This is a genomic window from Cellvibrio sp. pealriver, assembly GCF_001183545.1.
In the GTDB taxonomy this organism is placed as follows: Bacteria; Pseudomonadota; Gammaproteobacteria; order Pseudomonadales; family Cellvibrionaceae; genus Cellvibrio.
In genome coordinates this window covers 445,189-465,336 of the sequence record NZ_KQ236688.1, presented here as the reverse complement: position 1 = coordinate 465,336, position 20,148 = coordinate 445,189, and the positions used below count along the sequence as shown (strand labels likewise).

20 protein-coding genes are annotated in these 20,148 nt (G+C 47.9%); 15 read left to right on the top strand and 5 right to left on the bottom strand.

Annotated features, from left to right (window positions below; translation table 11 throughout):
* Positions 1-87: 87 nt before the first annotated feature.
* Complete coding sequence (gene nfuA / locus VC28_RS01920) at positions 88-675, bottom strand: Fe-S biogenesis protein NfuA (protein ID WP_049629168.1); 588 nt, start codon at positions 673-675, stop codon at positions 88-90.
* A 161-nt stretch (positions 676-836) separates the two neighbouring features.
* On the opposite strand from nfuA, the gene VC28_RS01915 reads away from it, so the two are divergent.
* The 13 genes from VC28_RS01915 to VC28_RS01855 all read left to right on the top strand — a co-directional run bounded on the left by VC28_RS01915 (position 837) and on the right by VC28_RS01855 (position 13,272).
* Entirely contained in the window at positions 837-1,265 is a 429-nt protein-coding gene (locus tag VC28_RS01915) for a DUF4399 domain-containing protein (RefSeq protein ID WP_049629167.1), read from the top strand.
* A 191-nt stretch (positions 1,266-1,456) separates the two neighbouring features.
* A complete protein-coding gene (gene metH, locus VC28_RS01910; protein ID WP_049629166.1) occupies positions 1,457-5,179 on the top strand; it encodes a methionine synthase in 3,723 nt (1,240 codons plus the stop codon).
* 69 nt (positions 5,180-5,248) lie between these two features.
* Complete coding sequence (locus tag VC28_RS01905; RefSeq protein WP_049629165.1) at positions 5,249-5,998, top strand: hypothetical protein; 750 nt, start codon at positions 5,249-5,251, stop codon at positions 5,996-5,998.
* 288 nt (positions 5,999-6,286) lie between these two features.
* Positions 6,287-6,568: a hypothetical protein gene (locus tag VC28_RS01900; protein ID WP_156184264.1), complete on the top strand. Its 282-nt coding sequence runs from the start codon at positions 6,287-6,289 to the stop codon at positions 6,566-6,568.
* A 94-nt stretch (positions 6,569-6,662) separates the two neighbouring features.
* On the top strand, positions 6,663-6,884 hold the full coding sequence (locus VC28_RS01895; RefSeq protein ID WP_049632092.1) for a hypothetical protein: 222 nt from the start codon (positions 6,663-6,665) through the stop codon (positions 6,882-6,884).
* A 92-nt stretch (positions 6,885-6,976) separates the two neighbouring features.
* The gene (locus tag VC28_RS01890; RefSeq protein ID WP_049629163.1) at positions 6,977-7,450 is read left to right on the top strand and encodes a heme-degrading domain-containing protein; all 474 of its coding nucleotides are present in this window, start codon (positions 6,977-6,979) and stop codon (positions 7,448-7,450) included.
* Positions 7,447-7,977: a DUF6942 family protein gene (locus VC28_RS01885; RefSeq protein WP_049629162.1), complete on the top strand. Its 531-nt coding sequence runs from the start codon at positions 7,447-7,449 to the stop codon at positions 7,975-7,977. The genes VC28_RS01890 and VC28_RS01885 overlap by 4 nt, the downstream gene beginning before the upstream one ends.
* Before the next feature lie 48 nt (positions 7,978-8,025).
* Positions 8,026-8,700 carry a hypothetical protein gene (locus tag VC28_RS01880; protein ID WP_049629161.1) on the top strand — a complete coding sequence of 225 codons (675 nt, stop codon included), beginning with the start codon at positions 8,026-8,028 and terminating at the stop codon, positions 8,698-8,700.
* 46 nt (positions 8,701-8,746) lie between these two features.
* Positions 8,747-9,361 carry a DUF2238 domain-containing protein gene (locus VC28_RS01875; protein ID WP_049629160.1) on the top strand — a complete coding sequence of 205 codons (615 nt, stop codon included), beginning with the start codon at positions 8,747-8,749 and terminating at the stop codon, positions 9,359-9,361.
* A 164-nt stretch (positions 9,362-9,525) separates the two neighbouring features.
* Positions 9,526-10,626, top strand: coding sequence for a sensor histidine kinase (locus VC28_RS01870; RefSeq protein ID WP_082191362.1), 1,101 nt, complete (start codon positions 9,526-9,528; stop codon positions 10,624-10,626).
* Between the two features lie 4 nt (positions 10,627-10,630).
* Positions 10,631-11,227: a response regulator transcription factor gene (locus tag VC28_RS01865; protein ID WP_049629159.1), complete on the top strand. Its 597-nt coding sequence runs from the start codon at positions 10,631-10,633 to the stop codon at positions 11,225-11,227.
* Positions 11,228-11,329: 102 nt separating this feature from the next.
* Positions 11,330-11,635, top strand: a complete 306-nt coding sequence (locus VC28_RS01860) for a DUF485 domain-containing protein (protein WP_082191361.1) — start codon at positions 11,330-11,332, stop codon at positions 11,633-11,635.
* Positions 11,632-13,272 carry a cation acetate symporter gene (locus VC28_RS01855; RefSeq protein WP_156184263.1) on the top strand — a complete coding sequence of 547 codons (1,641 nt, stop codon included), beginning with the start codon at positions 11,632-11,634 and terminating at the stop codon, positions 13,270-13,272. The genes VC28_RS01860 and VC28_RS01855 overlap by 4 nt, the downstream gene beginning before the upstream one ends.
* Before the next feature lie 41 nt (positions 13,273-13,313).
* Here the strand turns inward: VC28_RS01855 and VC28_RS01850 are convergent, their stop codons facing one another.
* The 3 genes from VC28_RS01850 to VC28_RS01840 form a co-directional block, all read right to left on the bottom strand.
* Complete coding sequence (locus VC28_RS01850; RefSeq protein WP_049629158.1) at positions 13,314-14,381, bottom strand: GGDEF domain-containing protein; 1,068 nt, start codon at positions 14,379-14,381, stop codon at positions 13,314-13,316.
* A 158-nt stretch (positions 14,382-14,539) separates the two neighbouring features.
* Entirely contained in the window at positions 14,540-15,568 is a 1,029-nt protein-coding gene (locus VC28_RS01845) for a glycoside hydrolase family 16 protein (RefSeq protein ID WP_231591620.1), read from the bottom strand.
* Between the two features lie 204 nt (positions 15,569-15,772).
* Positions 15,773-16,438 carry a pseudouridine synthase gene (locus VC28_RS01840; protein WP_049632087.1) on the bottom strand — a complete coding sequence of 222 codons (666 nt, stop codon included), beginning with the start codon at positions 16,436-16,438 and terminating at the stop codon, positions 15,773-15,775.
* Positions 16,439-16,719: 281 nt separating this feature from the next.
* On the opposite strand from VC28_RS01840, the gene VC28_RS01835 reads away from it, so the two are divergent.
* Positions 16,720-18,384, top strand: coding sequence for a nitrite/sulfite reductase (locus tag VC28_RS01835; RefSeq protein ID WP_049629157.1), 1,665 nt, complete (start codon positions 16,720-16,722; stop codon positions 18,382-18,384).
* Positions 18,368-18,871 (top strand): DUF934 domain-containing protein, encoded by a 504-nt coding sequence (locus VC28_RS01830; protein ID WP_049629156.1) that lies wholly within the window; start codon positions 18,368-18,370, stop codon positions 18,869-18,871. Before VC28_RS01835 ends, VC28_RS01830 begins: the two co-directional genes overlap by 17 nt.
* Positions 18,872-18,951: 80 nt before the next feature.
* Here VC28_RS01830 and VC28_RS01825 read toward each other — a convergent pair whose 3' ends face one another.
* Entirely contained in the window at positions 18,952-20,133 is a 1,182-nt protein-coding gene (locus VC28_RS01825; RefSeq protein WP_049629155.1) for a patatin-like phospholipase family protein, read from the bottom strand.
* Positions 20,134-20,148 lie beyond the last annotated feature (15 nt).

Below are 20,148 nucleotides of genomic sequence, written 5' to 3'. Positions count from 1 at the left end.
TATAAGCACATACAAATGTTGCGATACACACAACAAGCTCCCCCAATGTGGGACATGTGGAGGAGCCCTTGCGTTGCAGAAAGGATATTACATATAAGCGTTGGAGCGATCCGTATGGTCAGTCACATCGCGGATACCTTTCAGCTCCGGCAGTTTATCCAGCAACTGGACTTCAATGCCCTGCTTCAGGGTGATGGCGACTGAACCGCAACCCTGGCAACCGCCGCCAAACTTGAGTACGGCGATCATATCCTCAGTCACTTCCACCAAGCTCACATTTCCGCCATGGGAGGCAAGGCTTGGATTTACGTCGTTATACAGGACGTAATTGATGCGGTCTTCCAGTGGGCTGTCGTCGGTAACACGTGGCATCTTGGAGTTAGGAGCGCGAATGGTGAGCTGGCCACCCATGCGGTCGGGCGAATAATCTACTTTGGCATCTTCCAAAAACGGCAGGCTGCGCTCTTCAAAATAGGCGTTGAAACCATTGAGCGGGACAACCACATCACCTTCTTTTTGTTCGCCAGGGCGACAATAGGCAATGCAAGTCTCTGCGTTTGGAGTACCGGGGTTGGCGACGAACATACGAATGCCGATCCCCTCATTGTCTTTTTGCTTGTCGAGCAGCTCTTTCAAATATGTCTGGGCGGACTCAGTAATATCGACGTTAACCATAATGACCTTTCTATTGATCCCAATACCTGATTAAAACACTCAGGTATTCTACTGTAGAGCTGGGTTCCATGGCATCAGTAATTTACAATCAATTTGATAGCTTGTAAGACCTGTAGCTATACCCACTACATCAAAGCACTATTAAAAAGGAGACGTAAAACATGAGAGCATCATTACTACTGGCAGCCCTCACCATCACCAGCTCATTGGCATTTGCTCATGATCACGACAAGGCAGCACCACGCGCCTTTATTATCGAACCAGCCAACAATGCCACAGTTACCAGCCCGGTGACCGTTAAGTTCGGGCTGGAGAATATGGAAGTCACCCCTGCAGGCACCGAAAACCCTAATGGCGGCCATCATCACTTGCTGATTGATACCGCCCTGCCCGCCAACCTGAGTTTGCCTATTCCGGCCGATGCCCAGCATGTGCACTTTGGTAAAGGCCAGACCGAAACCACTCTGGAGCTGGCACCGGGCAAACACACATTGCAGCTGTTAGTGGGCGATCACCTTCACCGTCCACATAGCACTCCGGTGTATTCAGAGACGATTACCATCACCGTTAAAGAAGCCGAAAAGCAGTAAGCCACCGCTCAAGCGTCAACCAGGAAAGGGGGATCAGTAGATCCCCTTTTTATTGCCCACTATTCAGACGCATCACCCCAGCACGGCGATAACGCGCCCTCCAGATAGGCTTTTCTGCTAGAATTCACGCCATTTTTGGCATCGCATAGCCATTCATTTTCACCCTCAAGATTTCCACTGATAGGTTTTCCATGACTGCACCCGCCGCCCTGCAAGCCCGTATTGACTCACTCCACCAAGCCATAAAAGAGCGCATCCTAATTCTCGATGGCGGTATGGGCACCATGATCCAGAGCTACAAGCTCAAAGAGGCCGATTATCGCGGTGCGCGCTTTGCGGATTACCACATGGATATCGCGGGCAATAACGACCTGCTCAGCATCACCAAACCGGACGTGATCCGCGAGATCCAACGCGCCTATCTGGAAGCCGGTGCAGACATCCTTGAAACCAATACGTTTAACTCCACGCGAATTTCCATGGCCGATTACGACATGGAAGATCTGGTGCCGGAATTGAATTTCGCTGCCGCCAAACTCGCGCGCGAACTCTGCGATGAATTCACCGCAGCCAACCCTGCAAAACCGCGCTTTGTTGCCGGTGTGCTCGGGCCGACCAGCCGCACCTGTTCTATTTCGCCCGATGTAAATGATCCGGGCGCGCGCAATGTGACCTTTGATCAATTAGTAGAAAATTACGTTGAAGCGACAGATGCGCTGGTGAAAGGCGGTGCCGATATTATTTTGATCGAAACTATTTTCGATACACTCAACGCCAAAGCCGCAGTATTTGCGGTGCAAAAATATTTTGATGATGCCGGTTTTGAATTGCCGATTATGATTTCCGGCACCATTACCGATGCCTCAGGCCGCACACTCTCCGGCCAAACCACAGAAGCTTTTTACAATTCACTTGCGCACGCACGCCCACTGAGCATGGGTTTGAACTGCGCACTGGGTGCAAAAGAATTGCGCCAGTACGTGCAAGAAATGTCGCGCGTGGCCAACTGTTTTGTAAGCGCGCACCCCAACGCCGGTTTGCCCAATGAATTTGGTGAATACGACCAAACCGCGCAAGAAATGGTAGCGATTGTTGAAGAATTTGCCGCGAGCGGATTTTTAAATATTATCGGCGGCTGCTGCGGTACTACACCGGCGCACATTAAAGCGCTGGCCGATGTAATGGCAAAATACCCACCGCGCCAAATTCCCGTTATCGAACCTGCCTGTCGCTTGTCTGGCCTTGAACCATTTAACATCACCAAAGATTCGTTATTCGTAAACGTAGGCGAGCGCTGCAACGTGACCGGTTCTGCGCGCTTTAAACGTTTGATTGTGGAAGAAGATTATTCCACTGCATTGGAAGTTGCGTTAGAGCAAGTTGAAAATGGTGCGCAGGTGATCGACATCAACATGGACGAAGGCATGCTCGATGCCGAAAAAGCCATGGTGCGGTTTTTGAATTTAATCGCGGGTGAGCCAGACATCGCACGCGTACCCATTATGGTGGACTCTTCCAAATGGGAAGTGATTGAAGCCGGTTTGAAATGCATTCAAGGCAAACCGATTGTGAACTCCATTTCGCTCAAAGAAGGCGAAGAAGAGTTTTTGCAAAAAGCAAAATTGTGTATGCGCTACGGCGCTGCCGTTGTGGTAATGGCATTTGATGAAACCGGCCAAGCCGACACCATGGCACGCAAACAGGAAATTTGCGAGCGCTCTTATCGCACACTGGTGGATAAACTCAATTTTCCACCGGAAGATATTATTTTCGACCCGAATATTTTTGCAGTCGCAACCGGTATTGAAGAGCACAACAACTACGCGGTGGATTTTATTGAAGCCACGCGCTGGATTCGCCAAAACCTGCCGCACGCAGGTGTGAGCGGTGGTGTGTCTAACGTATCTTTCTCGTTCCGCGGCAACAATCCGGTGCGTGAAGCCATCCACTCGGTATTTTTGTATCACGCGATTAAAGCGGGCATGAACATGGGCATCGTGAATGCCAGCCAGTTGGCGGTGTATGACGATTTACCGCAAGAATTAAAAGACAAAGTGGAAGACGTGATTCTCAACCGTCACGCAGGCGGCACCGAAGCACTGCTGGACATCGCCGAAAAATATCGCGGTGATGGCAGCGGCGGCGAAGTAAAAGAAGATGCCGAATGGCGTTCACTGCCCATTGCAAAACGCATTGAACATGCACTGGTAAAAGGGATTTCCACGCACATTGTGGAAGACACCGAAGAAGCGCGCAAACACTACCCTCGCCCACTCGATGTGATTGAAGGCCCGCTCATGGATGGCATGAACGTGGTAGGTGATTTATTCGGCGCAGGCAAAATGTTTTTGCCGCAAGTAGTGAAATCTGCGCGCGTAATGAAACAGTCCGTTGCTTATTTGCAGCCGTTTATTGAAGCAGAAAAAACCGAAGCCTCAAAACCGAACGGCAAAATTCTCATGGCCACCGTAAAAGGCGATGTGCATGACATCGGTAAAAATATTGTCGGCGTGGTACTGCAATGTAATAACTTTGAAGTGGTTGATCTTGGCGTAATGGTGCCCTGCGACAAAATTATCGATACCGCCATCGAACAAAACTGCGACATTATCGGCCTCTCGGGTTTGATCACGCCATCGCTGGATGAAATGGTGTTTGTCGGGCGCGAAATGGAACGCCGTGGCATTAACAAGCCATTGATGATTGGCGGTGCAACCACCTCCAAAGCGCACACTGCAGTAAAAATTGACCCGGTGTTTAAACTGAACCAGGTTGTGTACGTTGCCGATGCCTCGCGCGCAGTTGGTGTGGCAAGCACACTGCTCTCTGACGAGTTGCGCCCCAAGTTTGTAGAAGATCTCAAGCAGGAATATATCGAGGTTCGCGAACGCAACGCCAACCGCAAACCACGCGGCACTGTGCGCACTTACCCTGAGGCCATCGCCAAAGGCCTAAAACTGGATTGGGAAAACTACACCCCGCCAACGCCTGCGTTTACCGGCGTAAAAGTATTTGAAGATTATGATTTAAATACGCTGGTGGATTTTATCGATTGGACTCCATTTTTTATCAGTTGGGATCTCGCCGGAAAATTCCCACGTATCCTCGATGATGAAATCGTCGGCGAAGCAGCGCGCGCGCTATGGGACGATGCGCAAAAAATGCTGCGCAAATTGATCGATGAAAAATTAATTAGAGCCAATGGTGTGATCGGTTTCTGGCCAGCCAACACTGTGAATGCGGATGACATAGCGGTGTTTAACGCAGACGGCAAACACATTTCCACTCTGCACCACATTCGCCAACAACACTTAAAACAGGGCAACGAAAGCAAACCGCACCACTCACTTGCAGATTTTGTCGCGCCAAAAGAATCCGGTAAGCAGGATTATATCGGCGGCTTTGCGGTCACTACCGGTATAGGTGCAGAAGAATTAGCGAAGCAATATCAAAACGCGGGCGATGACTACAACAGCATTATGGTCAAAGCACTCGCCGACCGTTTAGCCGAAGCCTTTGCCGAGCATATGCATTTGCGCGTGCGCAAAGAATTCTGGGGCTACGACCGCGATGAGAATTTGGATAACGAAGAACTCATCAAAGAAAAATACAAAGGCATCCGCCCCGCCCCCGGCTACCCCGCGTGCCCGGATCACACCGAAAAAGCATCCCTCTTTAAATTGCTGGATGCCGAGAAAAATACGGGGATTACATTGACCGAACATTTTGCGATGCTGCCAACGGCAGCTGTATCCGGTTGGTACTTCTCACATCCTGAATCGGTGTATTTCAATACCGATAAAATTGAAAAAGATCAGGTAGAAAGCTTGGCCGAGCGTAAGGGTGTGAGTGTGCAGGAAGTGGAAAGATGGTTGAGTCCTGTGTTGGCTTATGAGCCGGGGGCTGGGGAGTAAGTTTGAAGTTTTATTGGGTGGGCTAGCTGCGCACGTTGCAACCCGCCCCAATAAATTCTAGAGGTTTTTATGGATAACAACCAAAATTACAAAGAAAGATATATTGCGTTTATCGATGTACTAGGATTTGAAAAATCAATTCTAAATATTAAAAACGAACCAGATTCATATGAAAAAATAGTCACCGCACTGACCAACATATCCACAATTCGCGAGCTAACACAAATAGTCCGCTCTGAAAGGAGCGACCCCAATGCTGTTAAAGATCGTGAAAAAAGAGAAGACTTACGAATTCAAGCATTTTCTGACTGCATAGTAATTTCTACCAACTGCAACTCAATAGGCCTTATGGCTGTTACTGCAATAAGCGCACTTATTTACCGAATTTTATTTACCTATGGTTTTTACGCTAGAGGAGCAATAACAAAAGACCTCTTAACACACAGTGATAATATTGTTTTTGGCAAAGGACTGGTGCAAGCATATTCCTTGGAACAAAAAGTTGCTATTTATCCACGCATAATACTAGCTCAAAACGTTCACTCAGACCTATCCAACTCTAAAATGAGCATCCCCCGAAAAACTGATTTTGACGGGCAAGTCTTTTTAGATGTATTTGATTCATCTGTTAAAAAATTCATTCAAACTTGGAACGAGAGACAATCCAACCCTAATGCTCATATAAACCTAGAACATGGCAGAACTGAGCTAATGCAAAACCTTGGAAAAGCCTCTGAAACGGCCATCGTTCAGAAGCTAACTTGGTTGAAAAATTATTTTAATTTCAACGCAATTGCTCTTGGATTAAAAGAAATTTAAGAACAGGTCCGTAAGTTGGGCATAACCGCCCAACCTACCAAAGGATAAATAATTTAATTTATTGCCACCCTGAAAAATCACTGTTGGGGTTCGTTCCTCAGCCTGCGCAGCCCGCCGCAACCTACCCTTGCCATGTATACGCACCGCGCGTATATTTTGAAATATTCAAGATGCGCCAGAGGTGCCCAATGAAACGCAACCTGTTCGGCGAGTTAAGCGAAGGCTTTCAATCACTCCGCGATGAAAGAAACAATAAAATTATCCTTAACAAAACACATAGGGAAATGAATGAGAACACCGAAATCCAAAAAACCGTCCAACAAGACCAATCAAAACAAAATGAAATCAACGAAGAATAAAAAGTTGGAAACTATTTTTGTTGGTCTATTGGGTTTGATCATTTTCATATATGGCTTAAAAAGCCTATTAATCGGTGAAGTTATTGCTCATGGTAGTGATTGGCGAGTTGGCTGGGAAGCAAATGGGGCAGCAGCTTTTTTTATTGCGCTAGCCATATCCCTATTCGGGATTGGAGTCATGTATGCTGCTTTTAAAAATTGGGATCAATAAGTATTTTACCACACTGAAAAACCGCTGTTGCGGTTCGTTCCTTAGCCTGCGCGGCCCGCCGCAACCTACGACAAACCAATATTTGGAGAACGCCATGACTGAAGCAACACATGACGAGCTGATCGAAGCCTTAAAGATTGCGTTTTGTTATATGCCTAAAGCCATTGAGGTAAATAAATACGAATACGGTGATAGATACCAAACCGTGCTCGACCATATTCAAACCGTGCGCGAAACATTACTCATGAGCGGGATAGACCCGGAAGAAGTGTATGGTGAAATTAATCCCGACATCACGCCGAACTCTTCTTATTAATACCAGTCTCTTCTAATTGGTTATTAAACGCAGACGTTGGGCATAATGACCAGCGCGGCGCAGCCTGTAAAACGATCCGGAACCAACAGATTATGAATAATGAAATTCTAAAAGCACTTTTAGCACAGGAAGATGAACTGCAACTTCACCACTTTAATAATGCTACGGCGTGGGAGTTGGGTAATTTAATCAGGCTGGGTGCGGACAAAATTTCTGCATCGGTATCGATTGAAGTCTACGCATTTGAACAAGTGGTTTTTAGTTATGCCATGCCGGGAACATCGAAAGATCAGCAAGATTGGATACGCCGCAAGCGGCAAGCCGTTATGCGCTTTGGTAACAGTTCTTATTATCTGGGGCAATACAATGCTGCCAAAAACCGTGACTTTGAAGCCATCCCTTATTTAGACCCCAAAGAATATTGCGCACACGGCGGTTCGTTTCCCATCCGTATTAAAAACGGTGGAATTATTGGCGCAGTGACAGTATCCGGTTTACCACAGGAAACCGATCATCAACTCGCGGTTGATGCCATGCGTGACATTGTTCGCCAACAAACAAAATGAAACCAATCGGGCTCGGCTCAACCAGCAGCAACATCAATTTCTACATCGCCAACCGCCCGCCGCTAGACGATTATCCGGTGATGAACGAGCTGCGTGGTTTAGCTGCAGGCGAGCTGGCGCACATTGTGAAACACACCAGCAATCACTGGCGCAAAGCATTTAATGTGTATGCAAAGTTATTGTTTGATTGGCATAAAAGGCAAGGCCGCAAAGATTTGCCTAACACATGGCAAGCTTATCGTGATCTTGAATTATTTCAGTCACATTCACAGGAGGCGCTTTTATTTAGTGCGCCTGAATTAAATCGCAATACAAAAACCATTCACATCATTGCCGGAAAAACCTACGCCGCTTACTTAAATTTACCGCCCTTGGTGTGGCTTGATAACTATTTTGCTATCAATAAAGAGCTACGTCTCATTGTTGCGCCCTATCCGGATTACCGACAACTCTCTAATGAACGAATAGAAAAACTCATAGCCATTATGCATTCAGAATCGGGCTGGAGCGAATTGCAAAGCACCTAACCAAAGCCTATATTGGCAATCGGTTGATCCATCACATGGAGAAAGGAAATGAATAAAAGTGTTTTTTTAATCCCGCTATTATTAATAGGTTGCGGTGGAGGGGGAGACAAGAAAAATGATCCGCCAAAAGACGATGGTTACACCAACACCTCTTTTAGTCTGGAGAACGTGACCAGTCTGACGGCTGGCAAAGTATACGCAACAGAGCTCATGGAATCCGACAAGACCGGATTTGCGGATCTTTACATCAAAAACCAGCAAGAGACCGTCGTTAATGGCGTTCTGGTAACTCCTCAGTACCGTCACTTTGTCGTAAAAGAATCGCGTTTTGGTAGCAGCACTATGGCTGCACCGACATGGGAATCCACCAGCTATTTTGATACCGCAACTAAAAATTTAATTTCATTCCAGTTATCGGTCACTCGCAGCGGTATGGGGCCACGAATTATATGCACGTCGCTGTCACCCTATCATTTACCCAACCAAGTAAAGTTAGGCGATAAAGATTCCATGCCTGGCTTTAGTTGCGATAACAATATTGCATTTTCTGCAGGAAGTTGGCGCACGGAAAAAGCCGACAAAGGCAACCTGAATTTTATTGTGCGCACCCAAACACTCGATCCGGAAGCTAACATTATTGATGAGACGACGACTTATACAATAGACCCGCAGGGGAATATCCTATCCTTGCAAATCAATAACCTGAAAAGCTTTACCGATTAACAATTATCAAATACTGCTTTTTTATTTTCGATATTGGGAACACGCAATGACACACAGCCAAACACCATTACTTGTTTTTATGCTGGCAGCAACCGCGACTGCGCTGGTGTTATCCGGCTGGCAACCTTATGACCGGGCCACCTGGTTTATGGAAGTATTGCCCGTGTTAATTGCGATTCCCATCCTTTGGGCAAGTTATAAAAAATTTCCATTAACCACATTGCTCTACTGGTGCATTTTTTTACACGGATTAATTCTAATTCTGGGTGGCGCTTATACCTATGCGCGTGTACCGGTTGGTTTTATGGTGCAGGAATGGTTTGATTTATCGCGCAACCCTTACGATAAACTCGGGCATTTTTTCCAAGGCTTTGCGCCTGCACTGGTTGCGCGGGAAATTCTGGTTCGCCATCAAATAGTAAAAGGCGCAAAAATGCTGGCTTTTATTATTGTGTGTGTTGTGTTGGCGATTAGCGCAACCTATGAGTTGATTGAATGGGCAGCAGCGTTAGCTATGGGGCAAGGAGCTGATGAATTCCTGGGCACCCAAGGCGACCAGTGGGATACCCAATCGGATATGTTTATGGCACTGATCGGCAGCCTGTGTGCCCTCGCCTTTTTTACCCGCTTGCACGATTCCCAATTGCGCAAGCTCGCTTGATCGCGCATCGCTAACTGCATATCAAAAGCGCCCTGCCGGAGTGACGGTATGGCGCTGACAATTGTCACCGCACACTGGTGACTTTCCTGCTGGCAGAACCGCTATTCCCGAACCAAACTGGTAATATTCTGTTTTCTGTTACACAGCATCTGCACGGATCCCTTATGGCCAACCATCCTGAACATTGCGCAGGTTCTATTTATTCAGCTAAATCCTGGGTTTGGCTGGTCTTTAGTCTCTGGTATTTTTTTCCTGTGTATTACATGCCGATGACACCGTTCGGCAAAACCCTGTTGGTCGGTGCGTATCTTTTATTTGTTTCGCTGTATTTATGGGCCATTACACTAAACGCCCAACAGGTGTGGAAACCCATACTTGGCATTTCGCTGCTCGCGCTGGCGATCACACCTTACACTCCGGGTTCAGGCACCTTTTTCTCTTACGTCGGATTTCTGGTTGGATTCTCGTACCGCACTAAAATTTGGTTAGCAGTTACCGCCTTCCTGACATTCATGATTATAGGAATGCACTTTTATTTTAAGTACCCGCTGCCCTATTTCGCATTTCCTGCACTCTCCGGTCTCATTACTATCGGGATCATCGGCTATGTTGAAAAATTGCGCTTGGAAGCTCGCATCAGCCAACAAAAAAGTTATCAGGAAATTGAACAGCTTGCGGTGATTGCCGAGCGCGAGCGTATTGCGCGCGACCTGCACGATATTCTTGGGCACACACTCTCAAGCATCGCCCTGAAAGCGGAATTGGCTGAAAAACTTTTATCGCAAGAAAAGCACGAACAGGTACAGCAACATTTATCTGAATTGCACCAAATTGCGCGCAATAGTTTGAGCCTCGTGCGCCAGACAGTATCCGGTTATAAACACCGTGGGCTTTCCGGTGAGGTAATGGAGCTGTGCGAAAAACTGCGGCAAAAAGGTTTTTTAGTGGATTTACAAGGTGATATTCCCCAGCTGACTCCGCGTGCAGAAACAGCACTTATTTTAGCCCTGACAGAACTGACCACTAATGTGTTGCGCCACAGCAATGGCAACCATTGCCAGATCGAATTCAGCCAACAGGGCGATAAAATTTTAGTCAGCATGCGCGACAACGGCGAAGTGAAAACGCTGGTTCCCGGCAACGGATTACAAGGCATACAAGAACGCCTGTATGCGCTGATGGGCGACTTGCAATCATCGGTTAACAAAGGTTGTGAATTTATCATCTCGTTACCGCGCAATGAGCTGCAACAGCAAGGGTCATAACACCATGAAAATATTATTAGCAGAAGATCAATCCATGGTGCGCGGAGCATTGGCTGCATTGCTCAGCATGGAAAATGGTTTTGAAATCACCCAAGCGGAAGATGGCGACCGCGCGTGGTTGCTGATGAAGCAACACAGCTACGATATTTTACTCACTGATATTGAAATGCCCGGCCGCTCCGGCCTTGAACTGGCGCAATGGGTACTGCAGCAAAAATTGCCGACCAAAACGATCATCATTACCACCTTTGGCCGTGCAGGTTATATCCGTCGCGCTATTGATATGGGCGTTGCAGGTTTTTTATTGAAAGATGCACCATCGGAACAATTGATTCAGGCCATTTACAAAGTCATGGATGGCAAGCGTGTGATTGATGGTGAACTGGCGATGATGGCGTTAGGTGAAAGTGATCCGCTCAACGATAAAGAACGGCGCGCACTGCGCCTGGCGGCGGAAGGAAAAACTACGGCAGAAATTGCCACTGTTTTGTGTTTGTCAGAAGGCACTGTGCGAAATTATCTCTCGGAGGCGATTGCAAAACTCCATGCGGTCAACCGCGTGGATGCCGCGCGTATCGCCCGCCAAAAGGGGTGGATTTAATATCCACACCCCAACTTCAATTGACCATTATTTACTTGACCATGCCTACACCTTAAGCATTTAATCACCCCCGCACATTAACAATAACAAGGGGAACCTGACATGCAGACTGAGACTATCCGGCAATTGCCGGAATACGCAGCGCTTACCCGCGCCCGCAAAAAAATTATGTGGCCTTTATCATTGGCTACGATCATCGCGTACTTCGCACTTATCCTGACCATCGCCTTCCATCCCACTACACTAGGCCAACCGATTGGTGACGGTGTTACCTCTATCGGCATGGTGCTGGGTTTAGGGGTCATTGTGTTTTGTTTGTTAATCACAGGCATCTATGTGTATTACGCAAACCGCGTGTTGGAACCGCTTACACAAGCCATCGTAAAAAAAGCAGGAGGCGCTTCGTGAAATACAACGCCCCTCTCGCACTGATTCTTTCGGCAATGACGACTTGCGCATGGGCGCAAGCGACTGGCTCAAGCAGCGTTAACGTCACCGCTGTTCTAATGTTTTTGGCGTTTGTCGCCGTGACGCTGGGTATTACTTACTGGGCTGCGCGCCGCACAAAAACCGCCAGCGATTTTTACGCCGCTGGTGGCGGTATTACCGGCTTTCAAAATGGGTTGGCGATTGCAGGCGATTATATGTCTGCTGCGTCTTTTCTCGGCATTGCCGGTTTGGTGTATACATCCGGTTTTGATGGTTTGATTTACGCGATCGGATTTTTAGTCGGTTGGCCAATTGTGTTGGTATTGATCGCCGAACCCTTGCGCAATTTAGGCAAATATACCTTTGCCGATGTTGCCTCTTTCCGTTTGCAACAAAAACCCATTCGCATACTCGCGGCAAGCGGCTCGCTCGTCACCGTGATTTTTTATTTGATCGCGCAAATGGTGGGCGCAGGAAAACTGATTGAATTGCTGTTTGGTTTGCCTTACGAAGTTGCCGTTATTATCGTCGGCGTGCTGATGACACTGTACGTTACCTTCGGCGGTATGATTGCAACCACTTGGGTGCAATTAATCAAAGCCATTTTATTATTGTCCGGCGCATCACTCATGGCGTTTTTGGTGATGTATCAATTCGGTTTCAGTTTTGAAAATTTATTCGCTGAAGCGGTAAAAGTCCACTCAAAAGCCAATGCCATCATGGCACCCGGCACGCTGGTCAGCGATCCTATTTCTGCTATCTCCCTCGGCATCGCCTTAATGTTCGGCACCGCTGGTTTGCCGCATATTTTGATGCGCTTCTTCACTGTGAAAGATGCCGTACAAGCGCGCCGCTCAGTGTTCTATGCAACCGGATTTATCGGTTACTTCTACATCCTCACATTTATTATCGGTTTTGGTGCGATTATTTTATTGCTCAAAAACCCCGCCTATTTTACTGATGGTGCTTTGATCGGTGGTGCCAACATGGCCGCTATTCATTTATCGCAAGCGCTGGGGGGCGATGTATTGCTCGGCTTTATTTCCGCCGTGGCGTTTGCGACTATTCTTGCGGTGGTATCGGGTTTAACGCTGGCAGGTTCAAGCGCAATCTCCCATGACCTTTATGCAACGCTGGTATTAAAAGGCGAGCGCGATGAGAAAAAAGAAATCCGTGCATCGCGTATCGCCACTATTTGTTTGGGCGTGATTGCGGTGTTGCTTGGCATTGTGTTTGAAAAACAAAATGTCGCCTTCATGGTTGGCCTTGCCTTCTGCGTTGCTGCCAGTGCTAACTTCCCTATTTTGTTGCTCAGCATGTATTGGCGCAAACTCACCACACGCGGTGCAGTGATTGGCGGCGGTTTGGGATTATTTACCGCCGTTGTGTTAGTTGTACTCGGCCCAACCGTGTGGGTAGATGCATTTGGATTTACCGAGGCGATATTCCCTTACAAATATCCCGCAATCTTTTCGGTGAGCATCGCCTTTATCGGCATCTGGTTTTTCTCTATCACCGATAAATCTGCAACTGCTGCAAGTGAACAAGCCGCATTTGATGCGCAATTTGTTCGCTCGCAAACCGGTATTGGTGCTGCGGAAGCGTCACAACATTAACGTGAAACTGTGAATGCATCCTGCAGGATGCATTCACACATTTATTGATAGACCACTTGGTCGCGGCCATTTAATTTCGCTTCGTACAGTGCCTTATCAACACGAGCAAGTAACACCTCCAAGGTGTCGCCGTCTCTGCGTGAGCTCACACCAGCTGATGCTGTAATTTTACCCGCAGGTGGAAACACATCGCCATTGATGGCCGAACGCAGACGCTCCGCAACGGTATAGGCATCGCGCGCCTCAATACCGCGAATCAAGACCAGAAACTCCTCCCCACCCCAGCGAATTAAATGACCATCGCTACGCAATGCGCCACTGACGCGCGCAGCAAATTGTTTCAATACGCTATCGCCAATCAAATGCCCATGGGTGTCGTTGATTAACTTGAAGTGGTCTATATCCAACATGATGATGCTACCGCGGCTTTCACTGCGCATAAAATCATCAAGCAGTTGCTGTCCACCCCAACGATTATATTGCTGCGTTAATGCATCGCGCTCGACCAAGCTATGCATGTGCGAGTTATCATTTTGCAACCGTTCTATTTGCAAGCGGGCGCGTTGCTGAAATGGCAATAAAACCAATAACAGCAAAATCACCAAACCGTAACTCATAAACATTTCCTGACCGCGCGGTGTCCAGAGCTCGTCTTGATGCGAAAGTAGATAGCTTAATATCGGAATGGCATTCAATCCCCACGCCAGTAGCATAAGTAGAAATGCCCTGCGCGGTGGCAACATGATCATCACCAGCACAATCAAAACAATAATCAGGGAAGATATAGGGGGGAATATATCGATGAGCAAAACATTAGGGGAATTGAATGCGCGCAAGCTGTAATGCCACGCGGGCAATGAAAGCGCGACAATACCGACACTCACCGCCGAATAGATGACAGACAAAATACTTCTAGGGCGATAGCGCAGCCAAATCACGAGCCCTATATTGATAAGTGCCGCAACAGGCGGCACCACTAAATCCATCAATTCCGGTTCTGGCTCGAGGTAGTGTAAGACACTTGTGGCTGACGCGATAAACGCCGTCAGCAAAAGCAGCGTGAGCACTCCACGATAAAACGCGCGCTCATCAATCGGTAGCTGTTGCATTTATTCCCTGTGTAAGCCGTTACCCTGCGACAGATGCGTGATTGCAAAGTACCGGGCACATGTTGAGTGAAGTGCCGTATCTTAAAGCTTCAAGGCAAAATGACAAGCGCTTGTCTATCGCTAATCGGACAAGTCCCTGTCCGATTCCACAGCAGTTATTAGAGCCCGCAGGGTGAAGGCAAAGCTGGATTTTGTTCTTGTACATGGTCTATATAGGTTACTTGCTTACCACGCAACTCACTGATTTTTGCTTCAACATCGGCAGTGCTCAGCGCTACGTCTTTTTGGAAGAATACCCAGTCAATATCCTCCTGATATTCACGCATTTCCGGTGAATCCACTGGGCCTAATGAACCGTCTGCGCCCTTGGGCATAAACCATAAATTGAAGTTGATCGACATAAAATCTTCCGGATACACCGCGCTGGTGTGCTCGGAAAATAACTCACCATCCACATAGTAAGTCACTTTGTTATCAGCCACGGTTAGCACCAATGTGCGCCAACCGGCGTAACTGCCTTCTTTGCGACTAAATTCATTTACTTTGGTCCAAGGCTCCAATTGGAATGTATCCCAAGTGGTAGTCCACATCGCCGGATTCACATTTTCACCCCAGCCACCGTTGGGCAAGTATTCAAAATCAGCTTCGCTGTAATTTTTATCCATTGGCGCTTTTAACGGACTGATGGTGTAGAAGGTTTGGATGACTTCATCACCATCGGGGCCATAGCTTGGCTCATCGCGGAAAAATACCCGCGCCGCATAGGTGCCTTCGCGATATTTACGTGCATGGCAGAATTGCGTGTGACGGGTTTTTTCGCCAGTGCCGTTAGTCACAGAACTCATGCGCACCGCGCCATTTTGGGTATCGGGAATATCGCTGTGGAATGACAAGCCTTCAGCTGACCAAGCCGCACCTTTGATTCCCGGATGGCCAGTTTCTGTGCGGGCTTTCCAGCCATTACCGTAAAAGGCATCGATGGTTTGATAATTGAAGTCGTCGAAAAAGACCTCCGTCACTGCTGCCTCTGCGCTGGATGCCGTCACACTTGCCGCAGTTGATGACACTGCAGGAGCGCTTACTTGCGCTTCCGGTTGCGGATCTTTACTGCAAGCGCCCAACCCAAGCCCCAGCGTTACCGTGCTGACCAATACCCCTATCTTTCTTCTTGTATTACTGGTTTTCATACTTAACCCTCTGTGATTTATGGTTAGCTCTCTGTGATTATTGTAAGAACGCGTGATGGTTGCGTTAAACAACAGTTTTACACAAAGGACAACGTTGTCCAAAAGAAAGACAGTAACCTTTACTCGGGGTTAACAAAAGTTGATGGAAAGTGAAATTGTCGTTTTCACCCTTTGGCTATCTGCACTGAAAATGCCGACGGTGGATTAAAACTCCGGCTGGCTGGATATAAATACTGGCTCACCAGTAACGGGATGGGTGAACGACAAATCCGTCGCATGCAGTAATAACCGGCTCGCCGCCTTGGCAAACTCCCCGGCGTAAAACTCGCAGCCAAGGATCGGGTGCCCTACCGCCTGCAAGTGCAGGCGCAATTGATGTGAGCGCCCGGTAATAGGATGCAGGAACACGCGTGTTGTCTGGGCCTTTTCATCGCGCGCGAGTACCTGGTATTCCGTTAATGATGGTTTGCCGGTTTGCTGGCAAATTTTGTATTTCGGCCCCTCGCCTGCGGCGATTGGCAAATCAATTACCCCTTTATCTTGCGCCATCAACCCCGCCACTACCGCGGTGTAATGCTTGCTGACACTGCGCGCCTGGAATTGCTTGCTGATATCAGACAACGCCCGCTTGTTGCGCGGAATCACCATTACGCCCGAGGTATCAAAATCCAGACGATGGACAATGCTCACCCCCGGGTAGTCCACCTCCAACCGGCTGATGACCGAATCGCGATTTTGCGGGTGCCGCCCCGGTACGCTGAGCAGGCGTGTGGGCTTATTAATCAGCAGAAAATCCTGCTCTTCTTGCAATACTGCAATCTGCCCTTCGCAGGGGGGAAGGATGAACAGCTGGTCAATGTCTGCTTGCATAAATGAAATAGATAATAGATAGACAAAAAATGAATAGCAGCATGATACCAGTAGAACGACAATATCCTTGCGCGTCATAACCTAAAGGAACAATCTTAGTCTGAAAGGATCGTTCACATCGGCACTACCTACTGCTATTTTGCCGCCGCAAAACTCGCCGGAACGGGGCTTTTCCTGTATCCTGCGCGCCTTATTTTTAGCCTACAGAGCCATTCCGTGGTGGCTTTTTACCCGATGTTTTTTTATTAAATGTTTTTATTACATGATAGGTATCTAACTTAATGTATATCTACGACGAGTACGACAACAGCATATTGCGCCAGCGCATCGCCCAATTCCGTGGACAAACGGAACGCTTTCTTGCAGGAGAGCTGCCGCCGGAACAATTTCTTCCTCTGCGTTTGCAGAACGGCCTTTACGTCCAACGTTTGGCTCCCATGCTGCGGATTAACGTGCCTTACGGCATGGTTAACTCCAAACAACTGCGTAAATTGGCTCATATTGCCCGTCATTACGACAAGGGCTACTGCCATGTCAGTACTCGCCAGAACATTCAATACAACTGGCCAGACTTAACTGAAGTGCCCGATATTTTGTCGGAACTGGCTGATGTCGGTATGCACGGCACCCAATCCAGCGGTAACTGCATTCGCAATACCACTTCGGATCAGTTTGCCGGTGTCGCTCCTGATGAAATCATCGACCCGCGCCCCTACTGCGAAATTATTCGCCAATGGTCAAGCTTCCACCCGGAATTCGCCTTCCTGCCGCGTAAATTCAAAATCGCAGTAACCGGCTCAAAGCAAGATCGCGCTGCGGTGCAAGTGCATGATATTGGCTTGCAGTTGGTATTGAACGATAAAGGCGAGGTCGGCTTTAAAGTGTATGTGGGTGGCGGTTTGGGCCGTACGCCGGTGATTGGTGTAGCCATACGCGATTATTTGCCCGAAGCCGATTTGCTGTCTTATCTGGAAGCGATTTTGCGCGTGTACAACCTGTATGGTCGCCGCGATAACAAATACAAAGCGCGTATCAAAATTTTGGTGCGTGCCTTAACGCCAGAAGTGTTCGCCCAAAAAGTGGAAGACGAATGGCAACATTTGAAAGACGGCAATAACAAACTGACGCAAGCAGAAATTGAGCGCGCGAAAAGTTTCTTCACTGCCCCCGCTTACGAAACCATCGATAATGCTGCTGCACAAGCGACTGTGGATGCCCAGGCAGCCGATAGCGTTGCCTTCAGTAAATGGCTACAACGCAATGTGCGTGAGCACAAAATTCCGGGTTACGCAGCAGTAACCTTATCGCTCAAGCCAACCGGTGTTGCACCCGGTGACATTACCGATAGCCAATTGGAAGTGATTGCCGACCTTGCTGACCAATTCAGTTTTGGTGAAGCACGCACCACACACGAACAAAATATTGTGTTGGCTGATGTGAAAAAAACCGAGCTGTTTGCACTCTGGCAAGCGTGTAAAGCTGCAGGTTTTGCGACACCCAATATCGGCACCATTACCGATATTATTTGCTGCCCCGGCGGCGATTTCTGCTCGCTGGCCAATGCAAAATCCATCCCGATTGCAGAAGCCATCCAGCGCCAATTTGAAGACTTGGATTATGTTTACGATCTGGGTGATATCGACCTGAACATTTCCGGTTGTATGAATGCCTGCGGCCATCACCATGTAGGCCACATCGGTATTTTAGGTGTGGATAAATCCGGTAAAGAATTCTATCAAGTGCAATTAGGCGGTAATGCGAGCAACGATGCCTCGCTCGGTGATGTACTCGGTCCATCCTTCGGCGCTGATGACATGCCCTCTGTGATTCAGAAAATCGTGGATGTTTACGTTGCTAACCGCACCGATGAAGAATTATTTATCGATACCTATCGCCGTATAGGCGCAGCTCCCTTCAAGGAGAAAGTTTATGCCAAAGCTAATTAAAGACGGCTCTATCGTCGAAAACACCTGGACATTGCTTGCCAAAGCAGAAGGCGATGCCGCAGCAGTAGAAGTACCTGCAGGGCAAGTAATCGTTCCTGCATCTGTATGGAATGCGCAAAAAGAACAATTGCAAAACCGTACTGATATCGGCGTGTGGTTGGATAGCGACGAAGGCGCAGAATTGATTGGTAATGATGCCAACCGTTTTGCGGTGATCGGAGTGAACTTTCCGCTGTTTATGGATGGCCGCGCATTTTCTACTGCACGCTTGTTACGTGAGCGCTATGGTTTTACCGGTGAATTGCGTGCAGTGGGTAATTTTATCCGCGACCAATTATGCTACTTGCGCCGCTGTGGTGTGAACGCCTTTGCGTTTGCAAATCCGGATGCGAACCTGGAAGAAGCTGTGAAATCACTTACTGATTTTCAGGAGTACTATCAAGCATCTGTTGACCAACCGCTGCCGCTATTTCGCCGCAGGGCTTAAGCGTTATCGAACGCGAAACAGCCAAATGATCGTTCAAGCAACGCCGCTGCGATAAAAACAGCGGCGTTTTTTATTGCGGTTTATGTCGCTTCTTTTGCGCAAGACGATTCTTTTGCACAAGTCGATTCCGGTGCAAAAAAAGTCAGTATGTTCTCAGCCTCTGCCAAAGTATCTTGCCTACCCAGCTCAATCAGCTCACAAATAAATTCGTTGGAAAACAATAAATAACTGGCGGCGGTTGCACCGCCACCTTTTGCTGTTGCACCAATAGCCCGCAAGAAAAAGCGCAAGCTTTTGGGCAGGTAACGAACATTACGCCCTGCGATTCCATCGATAGGCAAACTGGGTGAAATCGTCATGTTGTTCACAGGGCGCAAATAAATACCATTTTCTTTCAGCGTTTCATCAGGGATCAATTTCAATAGATCATTCATACGCTGCATATGCTCCAGATCACCTTCAAGCGCATCCACAAACGCACTATTAAATAAATGCCCGACGATTTGCCCCATAGATGGAGAATGGCGATGAGGCACCCGGCGATTCGCTTTTGCAGAACTACGGTTACCACTCACGCCAACAACAAATAAAGATTCTGCACCAAGATGTAGTGCCGAACTCAAGGGGGCAAGTTGACGCAACGCGCCATCGCCAAAATATTCACGGTTAATCCGCACAGCAGGAAAAATAGTGGGAATGGCCGATGATGCAAGCAAATGCTCCAAACGCAATTGGGTTGCCACTCCGCTGCGTCTGTAGCGCGACCACCCGTGCAAATCAGGATGCCCCTGAAAAAAACTAACTGAATGCCCCGATGTATATCCCATCGCCGATACACTCACTGCCAGTAATTTTCCACTGTCGATTGTTGGCTGGATATTTTCAAAGCGGATTTTAGACCCTAACAAATTCCATAAAGGCCCATTATCCAGCAATGATAAAGGCCGACGGCGACCAATACCTTCATTGAATAACGACAAACCTACGTACGCCAAACCTTTGAATATATCGCTCCAACCATGCAAATACACCTGGCCTATATCCAGATTTTTCCACATGTGTGCGAGGGCATTGGCGGCTGATTTAAAATTGCCATTGTGCGCAGCAATCGCCAAGGCATTGATGGCACCGGCAGAAGTTCCACAAATAATCGGAAATGGATTTTCACAATCGTCAGGCAATATTTCTGCAAGCGCCTGAAGTACGCCCACCTGATAAGCGGCGCGCGCACCACCACCGGATAAGATAAGAGCTGTTTTCATAAATGCGGCAAGCGT

Excerpts from the sequence above, each read along its gene's own strand:
- VC28_RS01885 (WP_049629162.1), top strand. The coding sequence starts at position 7,447 with ATGAAACCAATCGGGCTCGGCTCAACCAGCAGCAACATCAATTTCTAC.
- VC28_RS01915 (WP_049629167.1), top strand. The coding sequence starts at position 837 with ATGAGAGCATCATTACTACTGGCAGCCCTCACCATCACCAGCTCATTG.
- VC28_RS01890 (WP_049629163.1), top strand. The coding sequence starts at position 6,977 with ATGAATAATGAAATTCTAAAAGCACTTTTAGCACAGGAAGATGAACTG.
- VC28_RS01865 (WP_049629159.1), top strand. The coding sequence starts at position 10,631 with ATGAAAATATTATTAGCAGAAGATCAATCCATGGTGCGCGGAGCATTG.
- VC28_RS01825 (WP_049629155.1), bottom strand. The coding sequence starts at position 20,133 with ATGAAAACAGCTCTTATCTTATCCGGTGGTGGTGCGCGCGCCGCTTAT.
- nfuA (WP_049629168.1), bottom strand. The coding sequence starts at position 675 with ATGGTTAACGTCGATATTACTGAGTCCGCCCAGACATATTTGAAAGAG.
- VC28_RS01895 (WP_049632092.1), top strand. The coding sequence starts at position 6,663 with ATGACTGAAGCAACACATGACGAGCTGATCGAAGCCTTAAAGATTGCG.
- VC28_RS01845 (WP_231591620.1), bottom strand. The coding sequence starts at position 15,568 with ATGAAAACCAGTAATACAAGAAGAAAGATAGGGGTATTGGTCAGCACG.
- VC28_RS01840 (WP_049632087.1), bottom strand. The coding sequence starts at position 16,438 with ATGCAAGCAGACATTGACCAGCTGTTCATCCTTCCCCCCTGCGAAGGG.
- VC28_RS01870 (WP_082191362.1), top strand. The coding sequence starts at position 9,526 with ATGGCCAACCATCCTGAACATTGCGCAGGTTCTATTTATTCAGCTAAA.
- metH (WP_049629166.1), top strand. The coding sequence starts at position 1,457 with ATGACTGCACCCGCCGCCCTGCAAGCCCGTATTGACTCACTCCACCAA.
- VC28_RS01875 (WP_049629160.1), top strand. The coding sequence starts at position 8,747 with ATGACACACAGCCAAACACCATTACTTGTTTTTATGCTGGCAGCAACC.
- VC28_RS01860 (WP_082191361.1), top strand. The coding sequence starts at position 11,330 with ATGCAGACTGAGACTATCCGGCAATTGCCGGAATACGCAGCGCTTACC.
- VC28_RS01850 (WP_049629158.1), bottom strand. The coding sequence starts at position 14,381 with ATGCAACAGCTACCGATTGATGAGCGCGCGTTTTATCGTGGAGTGCTC.
- VC28_RS01835 (WP_049629157.1), top strand. The coding sequence starts at position 16,720 with ATGTATATCTACGACGAGTACGACAACAGCATATTGCGCCAGCGCATC.
- VC28_RS01900 (WP_156184264.1), top strand. The coding sequence starts at position 6,287 with ATGAGAACACCGAAATCCAAAAAACCGTCCAACAAGACCAATCAAAAC.
- VC28_RS01880 (WP_049629161.1), top strand. The coding sequence starts at position 8,026 with ATGAATAAAAGTGTTTTTTTAATCCCGCTATTATTAATAGGTTGCGGT.
- VC28_RS01905 (WP_049629165.1), top strand. The coding sequence starts at position 5,249 with ATGGATAACAACCAAAATTACAAAGAAAGATATATTGCGTTTATCGAT.
- VC28_RS01830 (WP_049629156.1), top strand. The coding sequence starts at position 18,368 with ATGCCAAAGCTAATTAAAGACGGCTCTATCGTCGAAAACACCTGGACA.